The following is a 20,689-nucleotide window of genomic DNA, read 5'->3' as shown; positions in this document are numbered from 1 at the left end:
TTCAAGCCCGCGCAGCAGAAAAACAGTAAAGACTTTGTAAGGTTGGCCTCGCTTATTTCATAATGCGCAGCCAGCACGTTTAGCTGGACGGGCACGCCCGCACCTTTTTCAGAGGTAAGTCGATTCCCATGAACCGCACCGGCCGCACCCTTGCATTGGGCTGCCTGTTGCTTATTCATCCCCTGCTGGCGAATGCAGGCGGCAACTCGTTGTTAATCCCAGCGGTGGGTCGTTGCACCCTCAATACCCAGCCAGACAACCTGCCTGCTGCGCTTTCGGCGTGTGAGCAAGCGGCGCAGTCCGGGGATGCACAAGCACAATACGAGTTGGGCGAGTTTTACCACGACGGTAAACACGCGCAACGCGACCTGCCCAAAGCACTCGGTTATTTCGAGCAGGCTTCGTTGCAGGGGCACGCGCAGGCGCAATACCAGCTCGGCCTGATGTTCTCCAAGGGTGAAGGTGTTCAGGCCAATAACATTCAGGCGTATATCGTGCTGAAGATGGCCTCGGTCAACGGTTCCGAAGACGCACTGGACGCCGCCGACGAAGTTTCCGAGCACATGCAGCGCGACGAGCTAGAAGTCGCCACTCAGGTGCTGGGACAGATTTTCCGCAAGTATTTGCTGGAATTGCAGACGGCTGAAGGGCGTACGCCGTTTGCTCCGCTGCCTTAGAAATCATCCCAGCTTTGAGCAAAACCGGTAGCACGACCTGTTGCGCCGGAAAAACTTTCGACATTTCTTGTAAGGCATTTCCCAAACCCTCTTCCATGCATTGAGCGCCCGCTGCTCATCAGCCACTCTCCCGCCCTCGCTCAGGGCCGGACTCACGTCGTACGCGCTCCGCCATCTGGACCCTGGCCTCCTCGATTCGCCAGCCCAAGGCAAGGAGCCTGCATGACCCACCCTCATATAACGCCGCGTGGCCACATGGCCAATCTGGTCGCCAAGGCTCAGCCTGCCGAAGCGCCTGATGCTGGCGGGTTTTGTCCGTTGATGAGCCAGACCCTGCAACTGCTGCCGGTGCGTTACGGGCTGGTAGAAGACCTCGACCCGTCCGTCGAAATCGCCATGCCGTACACGTTGCAAGCCCTGCCCTTGGGGTTTCGTCTGCTGCGCGATGGCTATCTGTACATCATCGACAGCGCCACTGGCTTTTTGCATGAGTACAGCATCGCCGACGGCTCCGTTGCGGCTCTGCTGTTCAAGGGCGATCAGATCACCAAGGATCGTCGACCGGACGTAATCGAGGCTTATCCCGCGCTGGCGTTTTCTCGCAGCAGCGTGCTGCACGTCTCCTTTTCCGAGGTCCAGTGGACGGCGTTCAAATGTGCTCAGGTCATTAAAGTCGCTACCGAGCGCGAATACTTCATGCAGCGCGTCAGCTTCGAAAATATTCAGCGCGGCAATGCCCGGGACCTGATCAACGACCGGAAAATGGCACTTTGGCTGGCCGAAAGCAGCGGCAGCCGAGCGGACAACCCTGACGATAACTCGACGAAGATTCCCTACGCCTGGGAACACACACCGCTGTATCGCCAGACGATTATTGAAGAATTCACCAGCCAGATCACCACCGCTCATAAACGGGATTTTCTGTTCCTGGCCGTTCGGGATGACGTCGGGGTGATGCGTGATCTGGCGCAGTATCAGGATCAGGTGGTCGGCCAGATCGAGAAATGGGCCCTGAGCCAGCAGGGCGAGGTCGAGCGCGACTACTTGCTGGGTTGCTACATCGAGTCTCTTACCCAGATCAACGAGGAGGATCTGAACGAACGCGCTAAAAAGGACCGGACGCTCAAAGCCTTGCTTGATGATCTGGAAATCCTGCCCGAGCCTGAGCGCACCCAGACCCGCAATACGTTGCGAGAGGTGATGAGCCAGGATAACCGTCAGGAAGCGGGGGCCTATTTCAATGATTCCGACGTACCGGAAGAGCTGCAGGAACGCCTCGAAAAAGCCAAACCAGACCGGCTAAGCATGGATGACGGCATCGAGGCACGTGCCAGTACCATTCAGCAATATCAACTCGAACAACGTTTCGTCGGCACCAGCCCGGCCTTCATCGCCCGGCATCGCAAAAGCCTCTGGAAGCTGTATCGCCAGATGGACAAACCCACTAAAGACGCGCTCTACGGCGCCAAATTCGGCCAGCGCGGCATCAATGACTTGATCGACCGCCCCCGCATGGATCTCTTTCTCAAGAAGCAACGGGCAATCCTGCAACCGCTAAACGAGCTATTGGAAAAGATCACCCAGGATCGCATCGATCTGCTGATCAAAAACCGCCTGCATCGGGCCATTTGGTATTACGACATCGAAGACAGCGAGCAGGTTGATCACGCCCTGCTCACCGAATACGCCTGCCTGAAAGACATCTGCCGAAGCGACAAAGCCGTTGACTCAGTGCTGGATTGGCTGAACAACAACCCGGCCATGACCCGCCCAATGTTCTACGCCGCGCCGTTGAGTGCGCAAACCGAGCTCGGCGTGCAGTTTGCTGTATTCACAAACGCGAGCTGGCTGTTTTTCAAGGACGCACCGCAATGGCTGGAACGCCTCAAACAATGGGGTGCAGGCCTGGTGCTCGACACCCGGCGGCTATCGCCCGCCTCTCAAGTCAACCTCACGGCTGCCTGGGGCACACTGGCTCCAGCGTTGCAGATGGGCATTCAGCAGGCGGTGCAGGTTTTTTTGCAGCAGATGGACAAGGGCCAGTTGCCCGACATGGATGCCCTGTTTCGCAGTCTGCCCAAGGCGGCGGGCGTTGCAATCCTTGATGCAGCGCGGCGGGAGAACGTGACGTTCCAGGTAGCCAGCGCCGAAGACCTGCAAAATCTTGGCAAGACCATCAAGGCCGTCCAGCAGCATCGTGATCGTCTGCGCACCTTGACCAGCATGTCTCGCGAGCGCAGGGCCGCAGACCGTTCCTGGCATCTGGGCTCCGATGCCAATTGGTTCAAGGAGCAACGGCAAACCACTCAACAGTCCCTGGCCGAACTGGAACAACAACTCGCCAAGACCATGAGCCCCATCGCGGACCTGCCGACCGACTCAAATCACCTGCAATCCGCGGCCCCCGGCAAGCCGGGGTTGGCGTTGGTGTTCCCTGCGCAACAGCATCGGGAGGTTCAATCAGTGCTGGAGAGTTATCGCCGGGGTGTGACGGTGGCACCGAAGGCCGGGCTGCTCGGGGATGGGGCTGGGTTATTGGTGTTTGTGGCGCAAGCATTGAATTTGGTGGTGGTGAGGAAGGAAACACTGGCTCAACCTGAAATCTCTCGAAACCACAGCGGCTACCGGAGCGCACAGGCGGCAACTGCCGCGGCTGGATTTGGCGCAGCTCAGGGCATCGCGGATACAGCTCTGGGTGCGCATGCGACTGAGTTGGCAAAAAATCTTAAGAAAGCGGAGCTTTTGGGCGTTCATGTGCATATGGGTAAGTTGCATATTGCCCTTGGGGTTGGCGGTTATCTTGCGGGCATGATTGCTGCTGCCATGAGTCTCAACAACTCCCACAACAACTGGCAAGAAGCCGTACGTAACGGAAACAGCGAAGCACAGAATGGTGCTGTGATCAGCATGCTGGGCAATAGCGGTTTTCTGGCGAGCAATAGTTATGGCGCAATACAAACCGGTATGGCCTTCAAAAATGTCTTGGCCACCGCACGCAAATCCCCATCCCGGATAGCAGCATGGGCAGCAGCCGGTACACGCCTGTCTACGGTGTTCTTACGGTTTAACCTGGCGGGCATCTTGTTTACCGCTCTGGAGCTATCCGGCAGTTGGTACTTCAACCGCAACAACCTCAGCCGACACGATCGGTGGCTGCTGAGCACGCCATGGGGCCAGGGTCAGGACCCCGACCTGTGTCTTTCTTTACCTCTTGATCAATATTTGAAGGGACTACGCGCGCATTACCAGGCCCCGCGTATACAAATCATACCGTGCAGCGATGACGCACCTCGCCGGTTCTTGCTGCATTTTCCGACACTGTTTGCTGCTGAACTGACAAAGCCCCTTGGCAGTCATGCCAGTTCTTCCGTGCTCAATATTGGCGGCTATCAACTGATACGCAAAGTCGAAGGCCGAATGGGCAGGCCAGAACGCTGGAGCCCCTTGAGCACAGCACTGGAGGATCGTCTGCACATCAAGACGCTCAACCCCCTGATTGTGGAGTTGACGGATGTGCGCGGCCTTATCAATTCAGACCTGCCCAACCACACTGATATCGTGCTTTCAATCCAGCTGGGACCTATCACTTCGAAGGGGCAACACGAAGCCAACGTGTATGAGGTTTGCTTCCCGGTGTTTGGCGAAAGCGGCGACTTCCCGGCGGTCGACCTTGATCCACCGGGAGAACAATGCGAGTACTTCGCTATCCATCCCGACCTCATGCCAGAGGTGAAAAAATAAGATGGCAGAAGACATTGCTGGGCCGCCGCCCATCAATCATGCCCCGTGCGCTGGCTTACTGGAGGTGTTCCCAACCGGTCAGGTGACTTATTTGGCCCCATTGCCATTACCCACCGATCTGCCGGCGCAGGACTACGGCGGCGCTGTAGGCGAAGTAAACGACACTTATCTGGACTTCGGTGTAGGGTTACCCGCCGTTTTTGGGTGGCAAATGACGCTAGGAGGACCTTTCTGGGCAATCTGGTTTTTTGGCTTATTCTTCCCTGCACTTGACTGGTTACTTTCGATGGCAGAAGGAAGGGGATTGGAACAGGCGACCGAGTTTTCGCTGCAACTGATTGCAGGGGGCCTAGAAATGGGAGGCTGGGCCGCCGCAGTGGCCCTGACCATGTACCTCACCATCACCTTCCACCACCTCCTCAAATACAAAGAAGTCGTCCCCACCCGCTTCAACCGCCAGCGCCGGGAAGTCTGCTTCGTCCCCCGTGGCCAAACAGAGCCCATTTTCGTCCCGTGGGAATCGCTGTCAGCGTGGGTCGTTCAGGCACGATCAGTCACGCAATACGGCATGGATATCCGCTACGCCATGGGCGTCGGCTTTTATCATCCGCCTCACGACGAGCATTACAGCCTGGAGTTCTTCTGTGCCGGGTTTGATCTGGCGGTGTGCAACTGGGAGGCGATTCGGGCGTACATGGAATATGAGGTTCACACCCTCAAGGAAATCCAGGACCCGCTTGAACTGCAAAACCCCGGCGATCCGCCTCATGAAGGGCTGCATACGTTTTACAACGCGCGGGAACGCATGCGGCGGCGTCGCAAGAATCGCGAGGTTGGCTTCTTTTATCCCTTCTGGTGGTACACGTACCACGTGCTGACACTGTGGACCTTGCCCAATCACCTCACTGAATGGGAAATCCGCCACATCAAAAACATCGGCCGCGCCGCCATACCTGAAGCGATGCAAAGCTGGTCCCAGCCGCTGCCAACCGAACAGTGGGCAAAGCCCAGTGACGAATTGGTGCGCATGAGTCAGGCAGTCAAAACCCTACGCGAACAAAGACCCAGCCAGAACCTCGCATCACGATTCAGCGAAGTACAGCAGTCTGTCCAGAAAACCCGAGGTAGTTGATTTGGCAGAAAGAACTGAGCTGGGGAAGCAAGCGCCTGAAGCGCCGCCGCAAATTCATCATGCGCCTCATGCGGGAATGATTGAAACGTTTCCAACCGGCCAAGTCGTGTATCTGGCTCCGCTGCCACTGCCCACTGACTTGCCCGCTCAGGATTACGGCCATGCCGTTGGCGACCTCAATGACACCTATCTGGATTTTGGTGTGGGATTACCGGCAGTGTTCGGCTGGCAAATGACATTGGGGGGCCCGTTCTGGGCTATATGGTGGTTTGGCTTACTCATTCCAGCCTTGATATGGCTGCTCACCATCATGGACGGGGGGGGGCCAGAACTAGCTGCGACATACATCGCCGAACTGATCCCTCAAGGTTTAGAAATAGGAGGATGGACCGCGGCTTTTAGCCTCGGCCTCTACCTCATCATCACCTTCCACCACCTAAACAAATACCACGAAGTCATCCCCACCCGCTTCAACCGCCAGCGCCGTGAAGTCTGCTTTGTCCCTCGAGGTCATACCGAGCCTATCTTCGTCCCGTGGGAATCGCTATCGGCGTGGGTTATTCAGGCACAGTCGGTCACGCAATACGGCATGGATATCCGCTACGCCATGGGCGTCGGCTTTTATCATCCGCCTCACGACGAGCATTACAGCCTGGAGTTCTTCTGTGCCGGGTTTGATCTGGCGGTGTGCAACTGGGAGGCGATTCGGGCGTACATGGAATATGAGGTTCACACCCTCAAGGAAATCCAGGACCCGCTTGAACTGCAAAACCCCGGCGATCCGCCTCACGAAGGTCTGCATACTTTTTACAACGCGAGAGAACGCATGCGGCGTCGGCGCAAAAATCGCGAGGTTGGCTTCTTTTATCCCTTCTGGTGGTACACCTACCACGTGCTGACCCTGTGGACCCTGCCCAACTACCTCACCGAATGGGAAATCCGCCGCATCAAAAGCATCGGTCGTGCAGTCATTCCGGACACGATGAAAAGCTGGTCCGAGCCGCTGCCAGAAGTGCAATGGGCAAAGCCCAGTGAGGAATTACAGCGCTTGAGCCACGCGGTGAAGGTTCTCCGGGAGCAAAAGCCCAATCAGAACCTTGTCGCGCGATTTACCGAGGCGCAGTCCAGCGCAGGAAAGTGAGGCTCAAAGGGACGAAGACTTACTTATCCGGCATCGGCATCGGAAACGGCATCACGTTGCTGGTGCCGCGTGCTTCGCTGATCTTTGGCGTGCCGATCCGCTCGACTTCGTCGATGCGCACAATTGAATGCATCGGCACAAAGCTGCGTACGACACCTTCGAACTGCGCCTTGAGCTTCTCTTCGCTCGGGTCCACCACAACGGTCGTGCGCTCGCCAAAGACGAATTCCTCTACTTCAAGGAAACCCCACAGATCACTTTGATAGATCTGCTTGGCGTACATTTCGAACACCTGGCCCTGGTTAAGGAAAATCACTTTGTAGATTGGAGCTTCGCGTTTGGTCATAAAGGGCGGGTAAGAATCGGGGGCATAAAAGAGGGCGCGAACTATAGCATGCCCGTTCGGTAGAGGACGCTAGGAAGCAGAGACCGTCGCCACTATAATGCGCGGTTCTTTGAACCACCTGATGACGGACGCATGGCCAAGAAGCTTTATATCGAAACCCACGGTTGCCAGATGAACGAGTACGACAGCTCGCGCATGGTCGATCTGCTGGGCGAACATCAAGCCCTGGAAGTCACCGCTCGTGCGGAAGATGCAGACGTCATCCTGCTCAATACCTGTTCAATCCGCGAACGCGCTCAGGACCGGGTCTACTCGCAGTTGGGCCGCTGGCGTGAGCTGAAACTGGCCAACCCGGAGATGGTGATCGCTGTCGGCGGTTGCGTCGCCAGCCAGGAAGGCGCGGCCATCCGGGATCGTGCGCCCTACGTGGACGTGGTGTTTGGCCCGCAAACCCTGCACCGTTTGCCAGAAATGATTGATGCGGCGCGCTTCACACGCTTGCCGCAGGTCGATGTCTCATTCCCGGAAATCGAAAAATTCGACCACTTGCCCGAGCCACGTGTCGACGGCCCGAGCGCGTATGTGTCAGTCATGGAAGGCTGCAGCAAGTACTGCACCTTTTGCGTGGTGCCCTATACCCGTGGCGAAGAGGTCAGCCGTCCATTTGATGACGTCGTGGCAGAGGTGATTCACCTGGCTGAAAACGGCGTGCGTGAAGTGACGCTGCTGGGTCAGAACGTGAATGGCTACCGTGCCACCACTGACGACGGCCGCACTGCCGACCTTGCCGACCTGATCCGCGTGGTGGCATCAGTCGACGGTATCGACCGCATCCGCTACACCACCTCGCACCCGCTGGAATTCTCCGACAGCCTGATTCAGGCACATGCCGAGGTACCGGAGCTGGTCAAACACCTGCATTTACCGGTTCAGTCGGGGTCGGACCGTATTCTGGCGGCGATGAAGCGCAACCACACCACGCTTGAATACAAGTCCCGGCTGCGCAAGCTCAAAGCTGCCGTGCCGGGTATCAGCATCAGCTCTGACTTCATCGTTGGCTTTCCGGGCGAAACTGAAAAAGACCATGAAAACACCATGGAGCTCATCGCCGATATCGGCTTCGACTTCTCGTTTTCCTTCATCTACAGCCCTCGCCCCGGCACGCCAGCGGCGGACCTGAAGGACGACACGCCTGAAGCACTGAAAAAAGAGCGCCTGGCCGCCCTTCAGCACCGCCTGAATCAACAAGGCTTCGAGATCAGCCGACAAATGGTCGGCAGCACCCAGCGCATCCTGGTGACCGACTACTCGAAAAAAGATCCTGGTGAACTGCAGGGCCGCACCGAGAACAACCGGATCGTCAATTTCCGTTGCGATAACCCCAAGCTGATCGGCCAATTCGCTGACGTGCATATCGACGACGCCCAGCCGCACTCGCTGCGCGGGTCGTTGCTGAACTGACAGCGCCGGGCACGCAGGGCCGGTAGGAGCCAACTTGTTGGCGAGGCATGGGGCCTGTGTAGCAGCAGATGACGCCTCGCGAACAAGTTCGCTCCTACCGGGATTTCATTGCTGCATCGATTTACCCACAACCTTTATCAAGTCAGAGCTTTCGCCCACAGGTCACAGGGTTTATCCTTCGTTTCACCTTAATTGCCCCAGGGCGGCTAAAAACGACCTTGAACGTACAAGTCGAACCACATCGTTTTACCCTCGAACCCTTCGAGGCCTATCGCTTCGCAAATCTCTGCGGCCAACTCGACGAGAATCTGCGTCTCATCGAGCAGCGCCTGAACATCGAGATCCGTAACCGCGGAAATCAGTTCGAGCTGATTGGCGATCCCACTCAAACCACCTCAGCCGAAAACCTGTTGCGCCGCCTGTATCGGGAAGCCAAAAGCTCCGAACTGTCGCCGGACATGGTTCACCTGTTCCTGCAGGAATCCGGCGAGCAAGAGCTGGATAATCATCCGGCTGCCGACCCAGGCGTGGCCCTGCGTACCAAAAAAGGCATGATTCGCCCACGCGGCTTGAATCAGCAGCGCTACGTCAAAGAAATCCTTGGCAACGACATCAACTTCGGCATCGGCCCGGCCGGTACCGGCAAGACCTATCTTGCCGTGGCCTGTGCTGTGGACGCGCTTGAGCGCGAACAGATCCGACGTATCCTGTTGGTGCGACCGGCCGTTGAAGCAGGTGAAAAGCTTGGCTTCCTGCCCGGTGATCTGGCACAGAAAATCGACCCGTACCTGCGTCCGCTTTATGACGCGCTGTACGAAATGCTGGGCTTCGAATACGTCGCCAAACTGATTGAAAAGCAGGTTATTGAAGTTGCACCGCTGGCTTACATGCGCGGCCGCACGCTCAATAACAGCTTCATTATTCTCGACGAAAGCCAGAACACCACAGTCGAGCAGATGAAGATGTTCCTGACCCGTATCGGCTTTGGCTCTACCGCCGTGATCACCGGTGACATCACTCAGGTCGACCTGCCAAAAGGCACCAAGTCGGGTCTGACCCATGTCATCGACGTGCTCAAGGACGTGCCGGGCATCAGCTTCACGCACTTCAAGCCCAAGGACGTGGTTCGTCACCCGCTGGTACAACGCATCGTCGAAGCCTACGAGCGCTTCGAAGACCGCAACAGCGATGCGCCACAAGCCACGACCAATTCCTCTCGGGAATACCGCCGCGATGCTTGAGCTGGACCTGCAACTGGCAAGTGAAGCAAGTGTCCCAAGCGAAGCCCAGTTCCGCCTTTGGTGCGAAATGGGCCTGCGTCAGCGCAGCGCTGACTCCGAGCTGACCATCCGGCTGGTGGATGAAACCGAAGGCCGTGAGCTTAATCACACTTGGCGGCACAAAGATTACGCGACTAACGTACTGTCGTTCCCGGCTGACGTGCCCGACGACATGCTGGATATTCCGCTGCTCGGCGACCTGGTCATCTGTGCCCCGGTGATTGCCCGTGAGGCGACGGAACAAGGCAAGGCTGCGGATGCGCATTGGGCGCACATGGTCATTCACGGTTGTCTGCATCTGTTGGGTTACGACCACATCGACGATGAAGAAGCCGAGGAAATGGAAGCGCTGGAACGAACGTTGCTTGAGGAGTTGGGCTATCCCGATCCTTATGCTGACGACGAACACGACGAACCTCCACATTCAGCAACACCAAGCAAGGACAACGAGTAAGGGCTATGAGCGAAGATCGATCGAGCAACGGGCAAAAGTCATGGCTGGGTAAGCTCACCCAGGCTTTTGCCCATGAGCCGAAAAACCGCCAGGAGCTACTTGAGCTTCTGCGTGAAGCCCACCAGAACAAGCTGCTGGACAGCGAAGCGCTGGCTATCGTCGAAGGCGCCATTCAAGTGGCTGACCTGCAAGTTCGGGACATCATGGTCCCGCGCTCGCAGATGATCAGCATCAAGGCCAGCCAGACGCCACGCGAATTCCTGCCCGCCGTCATCGACGCGGCGCACTCCCGTTATCCCGTCATTGGCGAAAGCCACGACGACGTGCTCGGCGTGCTGCTCGCCAAAGACCTGCTCCCGTTGATCCTCAAGGAAAACGGCGGCGAAGGCGATATCAAAAACTTGTTGCGCCCCGCCACGTTTGTTCCGGAATCCAAGCGCCTGAACGTACTGCTGCGTGAATTCCGCGCCAACCACAATCACATGGCCATCGTCATCGACGAATACGGCGGTGTGGCCGGTCTGGTCACTATTGAAGACGTGTTGGAACAGATCGTCGGCGATATCGAGGACGAGCACGATGTCGAGGAAGACAGCTACATCAAACCGCTGCCTAGCGGTGACTTCCTGGTCAAGGCGCTCACGCCCATCGAAAGCTTTAACGAGTTTTTCGACAGCGAGTTCTCTGATGATGAATTCGACACCGTTGGTGGCTTGGTGATGAGCGCTTTCGGCCACCTGCCCAAGCGTAATGAAATCACCGTAATCGGCGCGTACCGTTTCCGAATTCTCAACGCTGACAGCCGTCGGATTCACTTGCTGCGTTTGAGCCCTATCAACCGCACGTAACGCTTCCCCGCTTTAAGGAATGTAGATGCGCTGGATCACCCACCCCGGCTGGCCCGGTAACTTGCTGGCCGTGGTGGCTGGCGCGCTTACCACCCTTGCTCTGGCACCCTATGACATCTGGCCGCTGGCTCTGGTGGCGCTGGCCCTGTTTTATCTCGGCTTACGTCATCTGAGCCCGCGCCAGGCGCTGGGTCGGGGCTGGTGCTTCGGCTTTGGTCTGTTCGGCGCTGGCACCAGCTGGATCTACGTCAGTATCCACAACTTCGGCGGTGCTTCGGTTCTGCTCGCCGGGTTCCTGATGCTGTTGTTCATTGCCTGCATCGCCTGGTTCTTTGCCCTGCCCGCCTGGCTCTGGGCACGCTGGATCCGCCGCAATGAAGCGCCATTGGCTGACGCACTGGCTTTCGCTGCCTTGTGGCTGGTTCAGGAGGCGTTTCGCGGCTGGTTCCTCACCGGTTTCCCGTGGCTCTACTCCGGTTATAGTCAGCTTGACGGCCCACTTGCTGGCCTCGCGCCGCTTGGCGGGATGTGGCTGGTGTCCTTCGCACTGGCATTAACCGCTGCGCTGCTGTGCAACCTTTCACGATTGCGGGCACGCAAGTCCTTTCTGGCGATTGGCGTGGTATTGCTGGTCGCCCCATGGATTACCGCGCTCGCACTGAAAAACCATGCCTGGACATCGCCTGCTGGCGCACCGCTGAAAGTTGCTGCCATTCAAGGCAACATTGAACAGCACATGAAGTGGGACCCCGAGCAGCTTAATGCGCAATTGGCGCTCTATCGCGACATGACCTTCCGATCCCAGCAGGCCGATTTGATCATCTGGCCGGAAACGGCCGTGCCGGTACTCAAAAGTTCTGCCGAGGGTTACCTGAAGATGATCGGGCAGTTCGCGACAGAACGCGGTTCGGCGCTGATTACCGGCGTTCCGCTGCGTGAGCCCAATGATCGCGGCAGCTATAGCTACTACAACGCAATCACTGTGGTCGGTGAGGGTCAAGGCACCTACATGAAGCAGAAGCTGGTGCCCTTTGGCGAGTACGTTCCGTTACAGGATCTGCTGCGTGGCCTGATTGCGTTCTTTGACCTGCCGATGTCCGACTTCGCCCGCGGCCCCAGCGATCAGGCAATGTTGCAAGCCAAGGGATATCAAATTGCACCATTCATTTGCTATGAAGTGGTGTATCCGGAATTCGCCGCCGGGCTTTCAGCGCAAAGCCAATTGCTGCTGACGGTGAGTAACGACACTTGGTTCGGCACCTCCATCGGCCCGCTTCAACACCTGCAAATGGCGCAGATGCGGGCACTGGAAGCCGGTCGCTGGATGATCCGCGCTACCAACAATGGCGTAACGGCGCTGATCGACCCGTTCGGCAAGATCACTACGCAGATCCCGCAATTCGAACGCGGTGTGATGTATGGCGAAGTCGTGCCCATGCAGGAGTTGACACCCTACCTGCGCTGGCGCTCATGGCCACTGGCGATTGTCTGTGCGCTGCTGATCGGCTGGGCATTGGTGGCGAGCCGGATTTCCAAGACGGTGTAACGAAATCTGTAGGAGCTGCCGAAGGCTGCGATAGCGATCTCCCTGATACACCGCTATCGCAGCCTTCGGCAGCTCCTACAAGGTTCGTTTTAGGGATAAACCCACGGGTAAACCAACAACCCCGCGGCCTCATTAAGCAACTGTCCGCTCTGCCAGATCGCTCGACTCTCCGGTAACCAGCCACCGAACACGCGAGCGTTGTCGGCACTTAAAAAGCCAACGGGTGCGCTGACCACTGTGAAACCGGCTTTTTCAAAGCTCCACTGAGCGCGCGGCATGTGCCATGCCTGGGTCACGATCACAACCCGCTTGATACCCAATGGCTGCAAGACGGCAGCCGTCATCGTCGCGTTTTCCCAGGTCGTACGGCTCAAGCCCTCCTGCCAGCGCACCTGCACGCCAAAATCGTTTTCCAGAGACTCCGCCATAATTGCCGCTTCGCTAGGCGGTTCGCCATAGTGCAAGCCACCCGTTGTCAGAATGGGAAGGCCTGAAGCCTTGGCCAGCCTGGCCGCATAGCGCATACGCTCAAGGGCGACGCCTGTCGGGATATCAGCCCCCCAACTTGGGTCATTACGTTCGCGCCCCGATCCCAGCACCACAATCGCGTCAGCCCGTTGCGCCAAGGTTGCCCATTCACTGCGCGACAAGGGCGCAATCTGCTCGATGCTACGGGCGGCGGTTTCGACAACGACCGGCAAACTCATCAACCACAGACCGCCCAGAGCTACTGTAAAGCACGCCACAGCCAGCTTCGGCCGGGAGCGGCGCAGGTAAAAAGCCAACAGGAACAGAACGAAGAAAATGCCGGGCGGCAGTAACAGCGATTTAAGCAGGTATCGGACAGGCATTGGGCATCTCCAGAAGATGCCCGAAGCCTAGAAGGATTGACGCTAAGCAACAATGCTTATGATGCAGGCCCGTAGCCCACGAAGATTAACGCCTGAAAAAATTGCTCGAGCTGTGACGGTTCAATTTTGCCAATGTCATGGCACGCCTTTTATCCTCCAGCCAGATAACCTTGGCTGAATGCGACGGTATCGATACCGACTCGGCGGGTTCTCGCAAAACGATGAAACTGCTTTTTACGTCAAGGTTCACTTCACCACCTGCCGCAACGGCATCACTGTTCAAGTAGGCTTCAATCAAATCGAACTCGGCACGACTCAAGCCGCGGAGCTCCAGCTCTTCAGGCCACTCGTCGCGAAGTCGCACTGCAATATCTGCCGTTTCCAGAGCAAGACCAAGCCGATTAATCAACCGTTCATACAGTTCATGAGTTGTCGCTATGTGCTGCAGCTCTGTCATCCCCTCTCACCTCATCGAAGATAAAACATACCCTCGTCATTGAGCTTAGCGCCGCTGTCAAAACCGGTGCATTGCAGCGACAAACGGCGGCCGCATGCCGATGAGCAGGCGCTATCGAGCGATCAGCCACGCAATCAGCGTTTCCCTCGATAGTCGGCGCTCATGTATGCTACGGCGCTTCCTGTAATTCCACTTCCGCTCGCTCGAGCTTGAAAGCACCGCACAGGCAGTTTCCATTGCCCGGCAGCGGTGCCGACCTGAATCGGCGATGCAACGAAGAGGTCAAGGGTCACCAATCTTTAGTAAAAAGTAGCCATGCACGAACTCTATCAGCCCCGCGAAATCGAAGCCGCCGCCCAAACTTTCTGGGACGAGCAAAAGTCTTTTGAAGTCAGTGAACAGCCAGGCAAGGACACTTTCTATTGCCTATCGATGTTTCCTTACCCTAGCGGCAAGCTACACATGGGGCACGTGCGCAACTACACGATCGGTGACGTGATCGCTCGTTACCAGCGCATGCAAGGTAAAAACGTGCTGCAGCCAATGGGCTGGGACGCTTTCGGCATGCCGGCAGAAAACGCCGCGATGAAAAACAACGTCGCGCCTGCCAAGTGGACCTACGAAAACATCGCCTATATGAAGACCCAGCTGAAAAGCCTCGGTCTGGCGATCGACTGGTCCCGCGAAGTCACCACCTGCAAGCCTGACTATTACCGTTGGGAGCAGTGGCTGTTCACACGCCTGTTCGAAAAAGGCGTGATCTACCGCAAGAACGGCACGGTGAACTGGGACCCGGTTGATCAAACCGTTCTGGCCAACGAACAGGTCATTGACGGGCGCGGCTGGCGCTCGGGCGCGATCATCGAAAAACGCGAAATACCGATGTACTACTTCAAGATCACCGCTTACGCGGATGAGCTGCTGGAGAGTCTCGACGAGCTGCCGGGCTGGCCCGAGCAGGTCAAAACCATGCAACGCAACTGGATTGGCAAATCCCGTGGCATGGAAGTCCAGTTCCCGTACGACCAGGCTTCCATTGGCGAAGCCGGTGCGCTAAAAGTCTTCACGACCCGTCCGGACACCTTGATGGGCGCGACCTACGTCGCAGTGGCCGCTGAGCACCCGCTGGCTACCCTGGCCGCGCAAAACGATCCTGCGCTGCAAGCGTTCATCAACGAATGCAAAAGTGGCAGCGTCGCCGAAGCAGACGTCGCTACTCAGGAAAAGAAAGGTCTGCCGACCTCGCTGTTCGTCGAGCACCCGCTGACCGGTGAAAAGCTGCCAGTCTGGGTCGCCAACTACGTGCTGATGCATTACGGCGACGGCGCTGTAATGGCAGTCCCTGCGCACGACGAGCGTGACTTCGAGTTTGCCTCCAAATACGACTTGCCAATCAAGGCCGTCGTTCGTACCAGCGCTGGCGACGAAACACCTGCCCCGTGGCAGGCGGCTTACGGCGAGCACGGCACGCTGATCAACTCCGGCGAGTTCGATGGCCTGGATTTCACTGCGGCATTCGACGCGATGGAAGCAGCACTGACCAAGAAGACTCTCGGTCAGTCACGTACCCAATTTCGCCTGCGCGACTGGGGCATCAGCCGTCAGCGTTACTGGGGCTGCCCGATCCCGATCGTGCATTGCGACACCTGCGGCGACGTACCGGTCCCTGAAGATCAGTTGCCGGTTGTACTGCCTGAAGACGTCGTACCAGACGGCGCTGGTTCGCCATTGGCGCGCATGCCTGAATTCTACGAGTGCAGCTGCCCTAAATGTGGAGCACCGGCCAAGCGTGAAACAGACACCATGGACACCTTCGTGGAGTCCTCGTGGTACTACGCTCGTTATGCCTCGCCTCACTACGAAGGTGGCATGGTCGATCCTGCCGCTGCCAACCACTGGCTGCCGGTTGATCAGTACATTGGCGGTATCGAACACGCAATCCTTCACCTTCTGTATGCGCGCTTCTTCCATAAGCTGATGCGCGACGAAGGCTTGGTGACTTCGAACGAACCGTTCAAAAACCTGCTGACGCAAGGCATGGTGATCGCTGAAACCTACTATCGCCTTGAAGCCAACGGCAGCAAGACTTGGTTCAACCCGGCTGACGTCGAGCTCGAACGCGACAGCAAGGCCAAGATCATCGGCGCCAAACTGATCAGTGACGGCCTGCCCGTCGAGATTGGTGGCACCGAGAAAATGGCCAAGTCCAAGAATAACGGCGTCGATCCTCAATCGATGATCGATCAGTACGGTGCGGACACCTGCCGCCTGTTCATGATGTTCGCCTCGCCACCTGACATGAGCCTGGAATGGTCCGATTCCGGCGTTGAAGGCTCACATCGCTTCCTGCGCCGCGTCTGGCGCCTGGCGCAGAGCCACGTGACTCAGGGGCTGCCAGCAGCGCTGGACATCGCCTCGCTCGACGACGGACAGAAAGTGATTCGTCGCGCCATTCACCAGGCAATCAAGCAGGCGAGCCAGGACGTGGGTCAACACCACAAATTCAACACCGCCATCGCCCAGGTGATGACGCTGATGAACGTACTGGAAAAAGCGCCACAGGCTTCAACTCAGGATCGCGCACTGATTCAGGAAGGCCTTGAAACAGTTGCCCTGCTGCTGGCACCGATCACCCCGCACATCAGCCACGAGCTGTGGAGCCAGTTGGGCCACAACACGCCTGTGATTGACGCTGGCTGGCCGGTTCTGGATCAAACTGCGTTGGTTCAAGACAGCCTGCAACTGGTTATCCAGGTTAACGGCAAGTTGCGCGGCCAGATCGAAATGCCTGCCAGCGCAACCCGTGAAGAAGTCGAAGCAGCTGCCCGAGCCAACGATAACGTACTGCGCTTTGTCGATGGCCTGACCATCCGCAAAGTCATCGTAGTGCCCGGCAAACTGGTCAATATCGTCGCAAGCTGATGGGATCGAGCGCTCGACCATAATCGGGCGCTGAACATATTTCGTGGGCTCGCACAGTCGACCCAAACGGATTCAAGGGGAGCATCAAGATGATCAAACGCAATTTGCTGGTTATGGGCCTCGCGGTACTGTTGAGTGCCTGTGGTTTCCAGCTGCGTGGTACTGGCGAAAACCAGCTTTCCATCAAGGAGCTGGACCTCAGCGCACGTGATGCCTACGGTAAAACCGTTGTGCAACTGCGTCAGGTTCTGGAAGGAAGCGGTGTAAAAATCTACACAGGTGCGCCTTACAAGCTGGTTATTCTAAACGAACAGGAAACCCAACGTGCCGCGAGCTCCGGTGGTGCGGGCCGTTCGGTTGAATACACGCTGAACACGATGCTTAACTACCAGATCAAAGGCAGTCAGAACCGCGAGCTGCTGACACGTAAAGTACAGATCGAAAAGATCTACGTGCATGATGGCAACAACCTGATCGGTTCCGACATGCAGGCAGCGCAAGTTCGTAACGAAATGCGCAGTGACCTCATCCAGAATCTGATGTCCCAGTTGCAACAACTGACCCCGGCGCAACTGGACGAGCTACAAGCCAAAGCAGATGCCGTTGCCAAGGCAGAAGCCGATGCACTGGAAGCTGCACAACGTATTCGCGACGAAACACCACAACAGTCGCCGATCGAAATCCCTTCCCGCTAAAAATGTTCGGGGCCAGCTCGTTGCTGGCCCCCGCGTTTTATTAGCCGTCTAAAAATGCAAATATCTCAATTGAAACGCATTTTTTCTGTAGGAGTGAGCTTGCTCGCGATAGCGTTTTCCACGTCAGCAATTTGGCGACGGTCAGACCGAATCGCGAGCAAGCTCACTCCTGCAAAGACCCGGTGTTTGCTGCTTAATGGCGCGGTATCAGGGACAACGAGGAATTTCAGATGAAACTCGCCCCCGCCCAACTCGGCAAACACCTGCAAGGCACGCTGTCGCCTGTCTACATAGTCAGCGGCGACGACCCGTTGCTCTGCCAAGAAGCCGCCGATGCCATTCGAGCCGCCGCAAGGCAGCAAGGGTTTGATGAGCGTCAGGTCTTCAGCGCCGACTCCAGCTTTGACTGGGGCACGCTGCTACAGGCCGGGGCTAGCATGTCGCTATTCGCCGAACGTCGCCTGCTGGAGCTACGCCTTCCTTCCGGCAAGCCCGGAGACAAAGGCGCTGCGGCGCTGATGGAATACTGCTCGCGTCCGGCCGAAGACACGCTGCTGCTGGTCAGCCTGCCCAAGCTTGATGGCAGCGCGCAGAAAACCAAATGGGGCAAGGCACTGATAGAAGGCGCACAAACCCAATTTGTGCAGATCTGGCCGGTGGATGCAGGGCAACTGCCGCAGTGGATTCGCCAGCGTCTCTCTCAGTCTGGTCTGGCTGCAAGTCAGGATGCTGTGGAGCTGATAGCGGCTCGAGTCGAAGGCAATCTGCTGGCCGCAGCTCAGGAAATCGAAAAACTCAAGCTGATGGCCGAAGAAGGCCAGATAACGGTCGAGACCGTACAGGCTGCGGTAGCTGACAGTGCGCGCTTTGACGTTTTCGGGCTGACCGATGCCATCCTGAACGGCGAGGCCTCACACGCTTTGCGCATGCTTGAAGGCCTGCGCGGCGAAGGTGTAGAGCCACCGGTCATTCTTTGGGCGCTCTCTCGCGAGCTGCGAGTATTGGCGAATCTTGCGCTGCAATTCAGTCAGGGCATGCCACTGGACAAGGCGTTCAGCTCGGCCCGCCCGCCTATCTGGGACAAGCGCAAGCCGCTGATGAGCAAGGCTCTGCAACGCTACTCGGCCAAACGCTGGGGCGAGCTGCTGATGGATGCGCAACGCATTGATGCGCAGATCAAAGGCCAGGCGGTTGGCTCACCCTGGAGCAGCTTGAGCCGGTTGTCGCTGCTCATGGCTGGGCAGCGTCTGGCGTTGCCAGCGGAGTAAATCCGCTCCCACAGGTGAAACGAGTTTCCTTTGAGAGCCGGGCTTGCCCGCGATGAACGATGATGCGATATGTCTGTTGCACAGAGGTGTTTGTATCGCGGGCAAGCCCTGCTCCTACTGGGACTGGATTTGCTGGCAAATAGATAACCCTCCACAGAGATTTGCCAGCGATAGCGCAGATCAATTAGACACGGCCCTGTCTTGGGTCGATCATTCGCGCCGCTTACTTAACAGCCGAGAGAGCACCCGTCATGAAAAAGCCAAAGCGGCCCAACAAGGCCAAATCCATCATCGCCCAGCCATTGTTCCGCAGCCGCCAGGAACAACCCGGCAAAGGCAAAGGTAGCTACCGCCGCGAAGCCTTCCAGTCTAAAAGCTGGGAGGCTTCTTACTTTCTGGCGGCCTGAAACATCGCGACTGTTCCCCGAGGTCCTTTCCGGCCTGCAGGCATGTTAAGGTCTGCATCTAACGGTAATACCTTGGACCCAAGCATGCCCTCTTGTTTTTTCCGACGTTGGCAACTGCGCCAAATGATCGCTGCCTCCAGCCTTATCCTGTTAGTTGCCTGTGCGGAAAAGCCGACAGCAGCCGATGCCACGCCACTTCCACGCGCGATTACAACGCCGCTCGCCTCACCGGCTCCGGCCATTGCTGTGGATGCCAATCTCGATATCTTGCCAACCATGAGCTTCGCCGACTGGCAGGCAGGTTTCCGCACGCAGGCGCTCAAGGCCGGTATCAGACCAGACATTTTCGACCGTGCCTTCATCGGTGTGACGCCGGATATGAAGGTGGTGAAGGCAGACCGTAGCCAGCCGGAATTTACCCGCCCGGTCTGGGAGTATCTGGACGGAGCAATCTCTGACGCGCGGGTGCGTAAAGGGCAAGCATTGCTCAACCAATATGCAGGCGTTCTGCAAACCATCGAGCAGCGTTACGGCGTGGATCGCAATGCATTGGTTGCAGTCTGGGGCATGGAGAGTAATTTCGGGCAGTTCCAAGGCTCTCAATCGGTGATTCGCTCACTGGCGACTCTGGCCTATGAAGGTCGCCGTCGCAGCTTCGCTCAGGACCAGTTGCTGGCCGCACTGCAAATTCTGCAACAGGGCGATATAGCCCCTGAGCAAATGATCGGCTCCTGGGGCGGCGCGATGGGCCAGACCCAGTTCATCCCCACGACGTATAACACCCACGCAGTGGATTTCGACGGTGACGGGCGTCGGGATATCTGGAACAGCGCTCCGGATGCCCTCGCGTCTACTGCGCATTACCTGCAAAGCTCTGGCTGGCAGACCGGTCAGCCTTGGGGCTATGAGGTGAAACTCGCCAATGGCTTCAACTATGCGCTGGCTGATGCCTCGACCCGCAAGAGCCTGGCCGAATGGCAGCAACTGGGCCTGACGTTGCCTAACGGCAGCGCCCTGCCAGCGACCGCCTTACAGCAACAAGCTGCACTGTTGTTGCCAGCTGGTTACAAAGGCCCGGCGTTTCTGGTGATGGATAATTTCCGCGCAATCCTGCGTTACAACAACTCTTCGTCCTATGCGTTGGCGATCGGGCTATTGTCAGGCCGATTCCAGGGTGGCGGCCTCGTCGAAGGAAGCTGGCCGCGTGGAGACGTCCCTCTAAGCCGCTCTGAGCGCATGGAACTGCAAAGCCTGCTCTCGGCAAGCGGTTACGATGCAGGCAACCCGGACGGCATTATCGGCGCCAATACGCGCAAAGCCATTCGCAGCGCTCAGCAAGCGTTGGGTTGGCCAGCAGATGGGTATCCGACGCAGGAGCTGTTGCAAAACCTGCGCAAGCCATAGCTCCTTGGTTACGGGGTTGTCCCTAACACCCTCCAAAACAAAAACGGGCCGGATAGTGA

General features: G+C 57.5%; 17 protein-coding genes. 14 read left to right on the top strand and 3 right to left on the bottom strand.

Annotated elements, in window-relative coordinates; translation table 11 throughout:
* Positions 1–128 precede the first annotated feature (128 nt).
* From ABRP31_RS02065 to ABRP31_RS02050, 4 genes are all read left to right on the top strand, one after another.
* Entirely contained in the window at positions 129–677 is a 549-nt protein-coding gene (locus ABRP31_RS02065) for a tetratricopeptide repeat protein (RefSeq protein WP_087267696.1), read from the top strand.
* A 222-nt stretch (positions 678–899) separates the two neighbouring features.
* Positions 900–4,418, top strand: a complete 3,519-nt coding sequence (locus ABRP31_RS02060) for a toxin VasX (RefSeq protein WP_349972806.1) — start codon at positions 900–902, stop codon at positions 4,416–4,418.
* A gap of 1 nt (position 4,419) precedes the next feature.
* Positions 4,420–5,550, top strand: coding sequence for a hypothetical protein (locus tag ABRP31_RS02055; RefSeq protein WP_349972807.1), 1,131 nt, complete (start codon positions 4,420–4,422; stop codon positions 5,548–5,550).
* A gap of 1 nt (position 5,551) precedes the next feature.
* Positions 5,552–6,691: a hypothetical protein gene (locus ABRP31_RS02050; protein WP_349972808.1), complete on the top strand. Its 1,140-nt coding sequence runs from the start codon at positions 5,552–5,554 to the stop codon at positions 6,689–6,691.
* A 19-nt stretch (positions 6,692–6,710) separates the two neighbouring features.
* Here the strand turns inward: ABRP31_RS02050 and ABRP31_RS02045 are convergent, their stop codons facing one another.
* On the bottom strand, positions 6,711–7,037 hold the full coding sequence (locus ABRP31_RS02045; protein WP_087267690.1) for a DUF1820 family protein: 327 nt from the start codon (positions 7,035–7,037) through the stop codon (positions 6,711–6,713).
* Between the two features lie 132 nt (positions 7,038–7,169).
* Here ABRP31_RS02045 and miaB point away from each other — a divergent pair, with 132 nt between their 5' ends.
* The 5 genes from miaB to lnt all read left to right on the top strand — a co-directional run bounded on the left by miaB (position 7,170) and on the right by lnt (position 12,626).
* Entirely contained in the window at positions 7,170–8,498 is a 1,329-nt protein-coding gene (gene miaB, locus ABRP31_RS02040) for a tRNA (N6-isopentenyl adenosine(37)-C2)-methylthiotransferase MiaB (protein ID WP_349972809.1), read from the top strand.
* A gap of 218 nt (positions 8,499–8,716) precedes the next feature.
* Positions 8,717–9,739 (top strand): PhoH family protein, encoded by a 1,023-nt coding sequence (locus ABRP31_RS02035; protein WP_087267684.1) that lies wholly within the window; start codon positions 8,717–8,719, stop codon positions 9,737–9,739.
* The gene (gene ybeY / locus ABRP31_RS02030) at positions 9,732–10,232 is read left to right on the top strand and encodes an rRNA maturation RNase YbeY (protein WP_087267682.1); all 501 of its coding nucleotides are present in this window, start codon (positions 9,732–9,734) and stop codon (positions 10,230–10,232) included. Before ABRP31_RS02035 ends, ybeY begins: the two co-directional genes overlap by 8 nt.
* A 5-nt stretch (positions 10,233–10,237) precedes the next feature.
* A complete protein-coding gene (locus ABRP31_RS02025) occupies positions 10,238–11,080 on the top strand; it encodes an HlyC/CorC family transporter (protein ID WP_087267680.1) in 843 nt (280 codons plus the stop codon).
* 25 nt (positions 11,081–11,105) lie between these two features.
* The gene (lnt, locus tag ABRP31_RS02020) at positions 11,106–12,626 is read left to right on the top strand and encodes an apolipoprotein N-acyltransferase (protein WP_349972810.1); all 1,521 of its coding nucleotides are present in this window, start codon (positions 11,106–11,108) and stop codon (positions 12,624–12,626) included.
* Positions 12,627–12,715: 89 nt separating this feature from the next.
* Here the strand turns inward: lnt and ABRP31_RS02015 are convergent, their stop codons facing one another.
* Together ABRP31_RS02015 and ABRP31_RS02010 are read right to left on the bottom strand one after the other, a co-directional pair.
* Positions 12,716–13,477, bottom strand: coding sequence for a YdcF family protein (locus tag ABRP31_RS02015; protein ID WP_087267674.1), 762 nt, complete (start codon positions 13,475–13,477; stop codon positions 12,716–12,718).
* Positions 13,478–13,562: 85 nt separating this feature from the next.
* Positions 13,563–13,934 (bottom strand): hypothetical protein, encoded by a 372-nt coding sequence (locus tag ABRP31_RS02010; protein ID WP_349972811.1) that lies wholly within the window; start codon positions 13,932–13,934, stop codon positions 13,563–13,565.
* 315 nt (positions 13,935–14,249) lie between these two features.
* Here ABRP31_RS02010 and leuS point away from each other — a divergent pair, with 315 nt between their 5' ends.
* From leuS to ABRP31_RS01985, 5 genes are all read left to right on the top strand, one after another.
* Complete coding sequence (gene leuS / locus ABRP31_RS02005) at positions 14,250–16,856, top strand: leucine--tRNA ligase (protein ID WP_349972812.1); 2,607 nt, start codon at positions 14,250–14,252, stop codon at positions 16,854–16,856.
* 89 nt (positions 16,857–16,945) lie between these two features.
* Positions 16,946–17,551 (top strand): LPS assembly lipoprotein LptE, encoded by a 606-nt coding sequence (lptE, locus tag ABRP31_RS02000; protein ID WP_349972813.1) that lies wholly within the window; start codon positions 16,946–16,948, stop codon positions 17,549–17,551.
* Between the two features lie 230 nt (positions 17,552–17,781).
* Positions 17,782–18,819, top strand: coding sequence for a DNA polymerase III subunit delta (gene holA / locus ABRP31_RS01995; protein WP_349972814.1), 1,038 nt, complete (start codon positions 17,782–17,784; stop codon positions 18,817–18,819).
* Positions 18,820–19,070: 251 nt separating this feature from the next.
* Positions 19,071–19,226: an alternative ribosome rescue factor ArfA gene (gene arfA / locus ABRP31_RS01990; RefSeq protein WP_087267653.1), complete on the top strand. Its 156-nt coding sequence runs from the start codon at positions 19,071–19,073 to the stop codon at positions 19,224–19,226.
* 84 nt (positions 19,227–19,310) lie between these two features.
* Entirely contained in the window at positions 19,311–20,630 is a 1,320-nt protein-coding gene (locus tag ABRP31_RS01985) for a lytic murein transglycosylase (RefSeq protein WP_349972815.1), read from the top strand.
* Positions 20,631–20,689: the final 59 nt, after the last annotated feature.

Source organism: Pseudomonas caspiana (assembly GCF_040224095.2).
Classification (GTDB): domain Bacteria; phylum Pseudomonadota; class Gammaproteobacteria; order Pseudomonadales; family Pseudomonadaceae; genus Aquipseudomonas; species Aquipseudomonas caspiana.
Note: the sequence above shows the minus strand (reverse complement) of the source record. Positions and strands in the feature narration are given on the sequence as shown.

What these genes read in the sequence shown, in the direction of transcription:
- ABRP31_RS02065 (WP_087267696.1), top strand. Translation starts at nt 129, where the DNA reads ATGAACCGCACCGGCCGCACCCTTGCATTGGGCTGCCTGTTGCTTATT.
- ABRP31_RS02060 (WP_349972806.1), top strand. Translation starts at nt 900, where the DNA reads ATGACCCACCCTCATATAACGCCGCGTGGCCACATGGCCAATCTGGTC.
- ABRP31_RS02055 (WP_349972807.1), top strand. Translation starts at nt 4,420, where the DNA reads ATGGCAGAAGACATTGCTGGGCCGCCGCCCATCAATCATGCCCCGTGC.
- ABRP31_RS02045 (WP_087267690.1), bottom strand. Translation starts at nt 7,037, where the DNA reads ATGACCAAACGCGAAGCTCCAATCTACAAAGTGATTTTCCTTAACCAG.
- miaB (WP_349972809.1), top strand. Translation starts at nt 7,170, where the DNA reads ATGGCCAAGAAGCTTTATATCGAAACCCACGGTTGCCAGATGAACGAG.
- ybeY (WP_087267682.1), top strand. Translation starts at nt 9,732, where the DNA reads ATGCTTGAGCTGGACCTGCAACTGGCAAGTGAAGCAAGTGTCCCAAGC.
- ABRP31_RS02025 (WP_087267680.1), top strand. Translation starts at nt 10,238, where the DNA reads ATGAGCGAAGATCGATCGAGCAACGGGCAAAAGTCATGGCTGGGTAAG.
- lnt (WP_349972810.1), top strand. Translation starts at nt 11,106, where the DNA reads ATGCGCTGGATCACCCACCCCGGCTGGCCCGGTAACTTGCTGGCCGTG.
- ABRP31_RS02015 (WP_087267674.1), bottom strand. Translation starts at nt 13,477, where the DNA reads ATGCCTGTCCGATACCTGCTTAAATCGCTGTTACTGCCGCCCGGCATT.
- ABRP31_RS02010 (WP_349972811.1), bottom strand. Translation starts at nt 13,934, where the DNA reads ATGACAGAGCTGCAGCACATAGCGACAACTCATGAACTGTATGAACGG.
- leuS (WP_349972812.1), top strand. Translation starts at nt 14,250, where the DNA reads ATGCACGAACTCTATCAGCCCCGCGAAATCGAAGCCGCCGCCCAAACT.
- lptE (WP_349972813.1), top strand. Translation starts at nt 16,946, where the DNA reads ATGATCAAACGCAATTTGCTGGTTATGGGCCTCGCGGTACTGTTGAGT.
- holA (WP_349972814.1), top strand. Translation starts at nt 17,782, where the DNA reads ATGAAACTCGCCCCCGCCCAACTCGGCAAACACCTGCAAGGCACGCTG.
- arfA (WP_087267653.1), top strand. Translation starts at nt 19,071, where the DNA reads ATGAAAAAGCCAAAGCGGCCCAACAAGGCCAAATCCATCATCGCCCAG.
- ABRP31_RS01985 (WP_349972815.1), top strand. Translation starts at nt 19,311, where the DNA reads ATGCCCTCTTGTTTTTTCCGACGTTGGCAACTGCGCCAAATGATCGCT.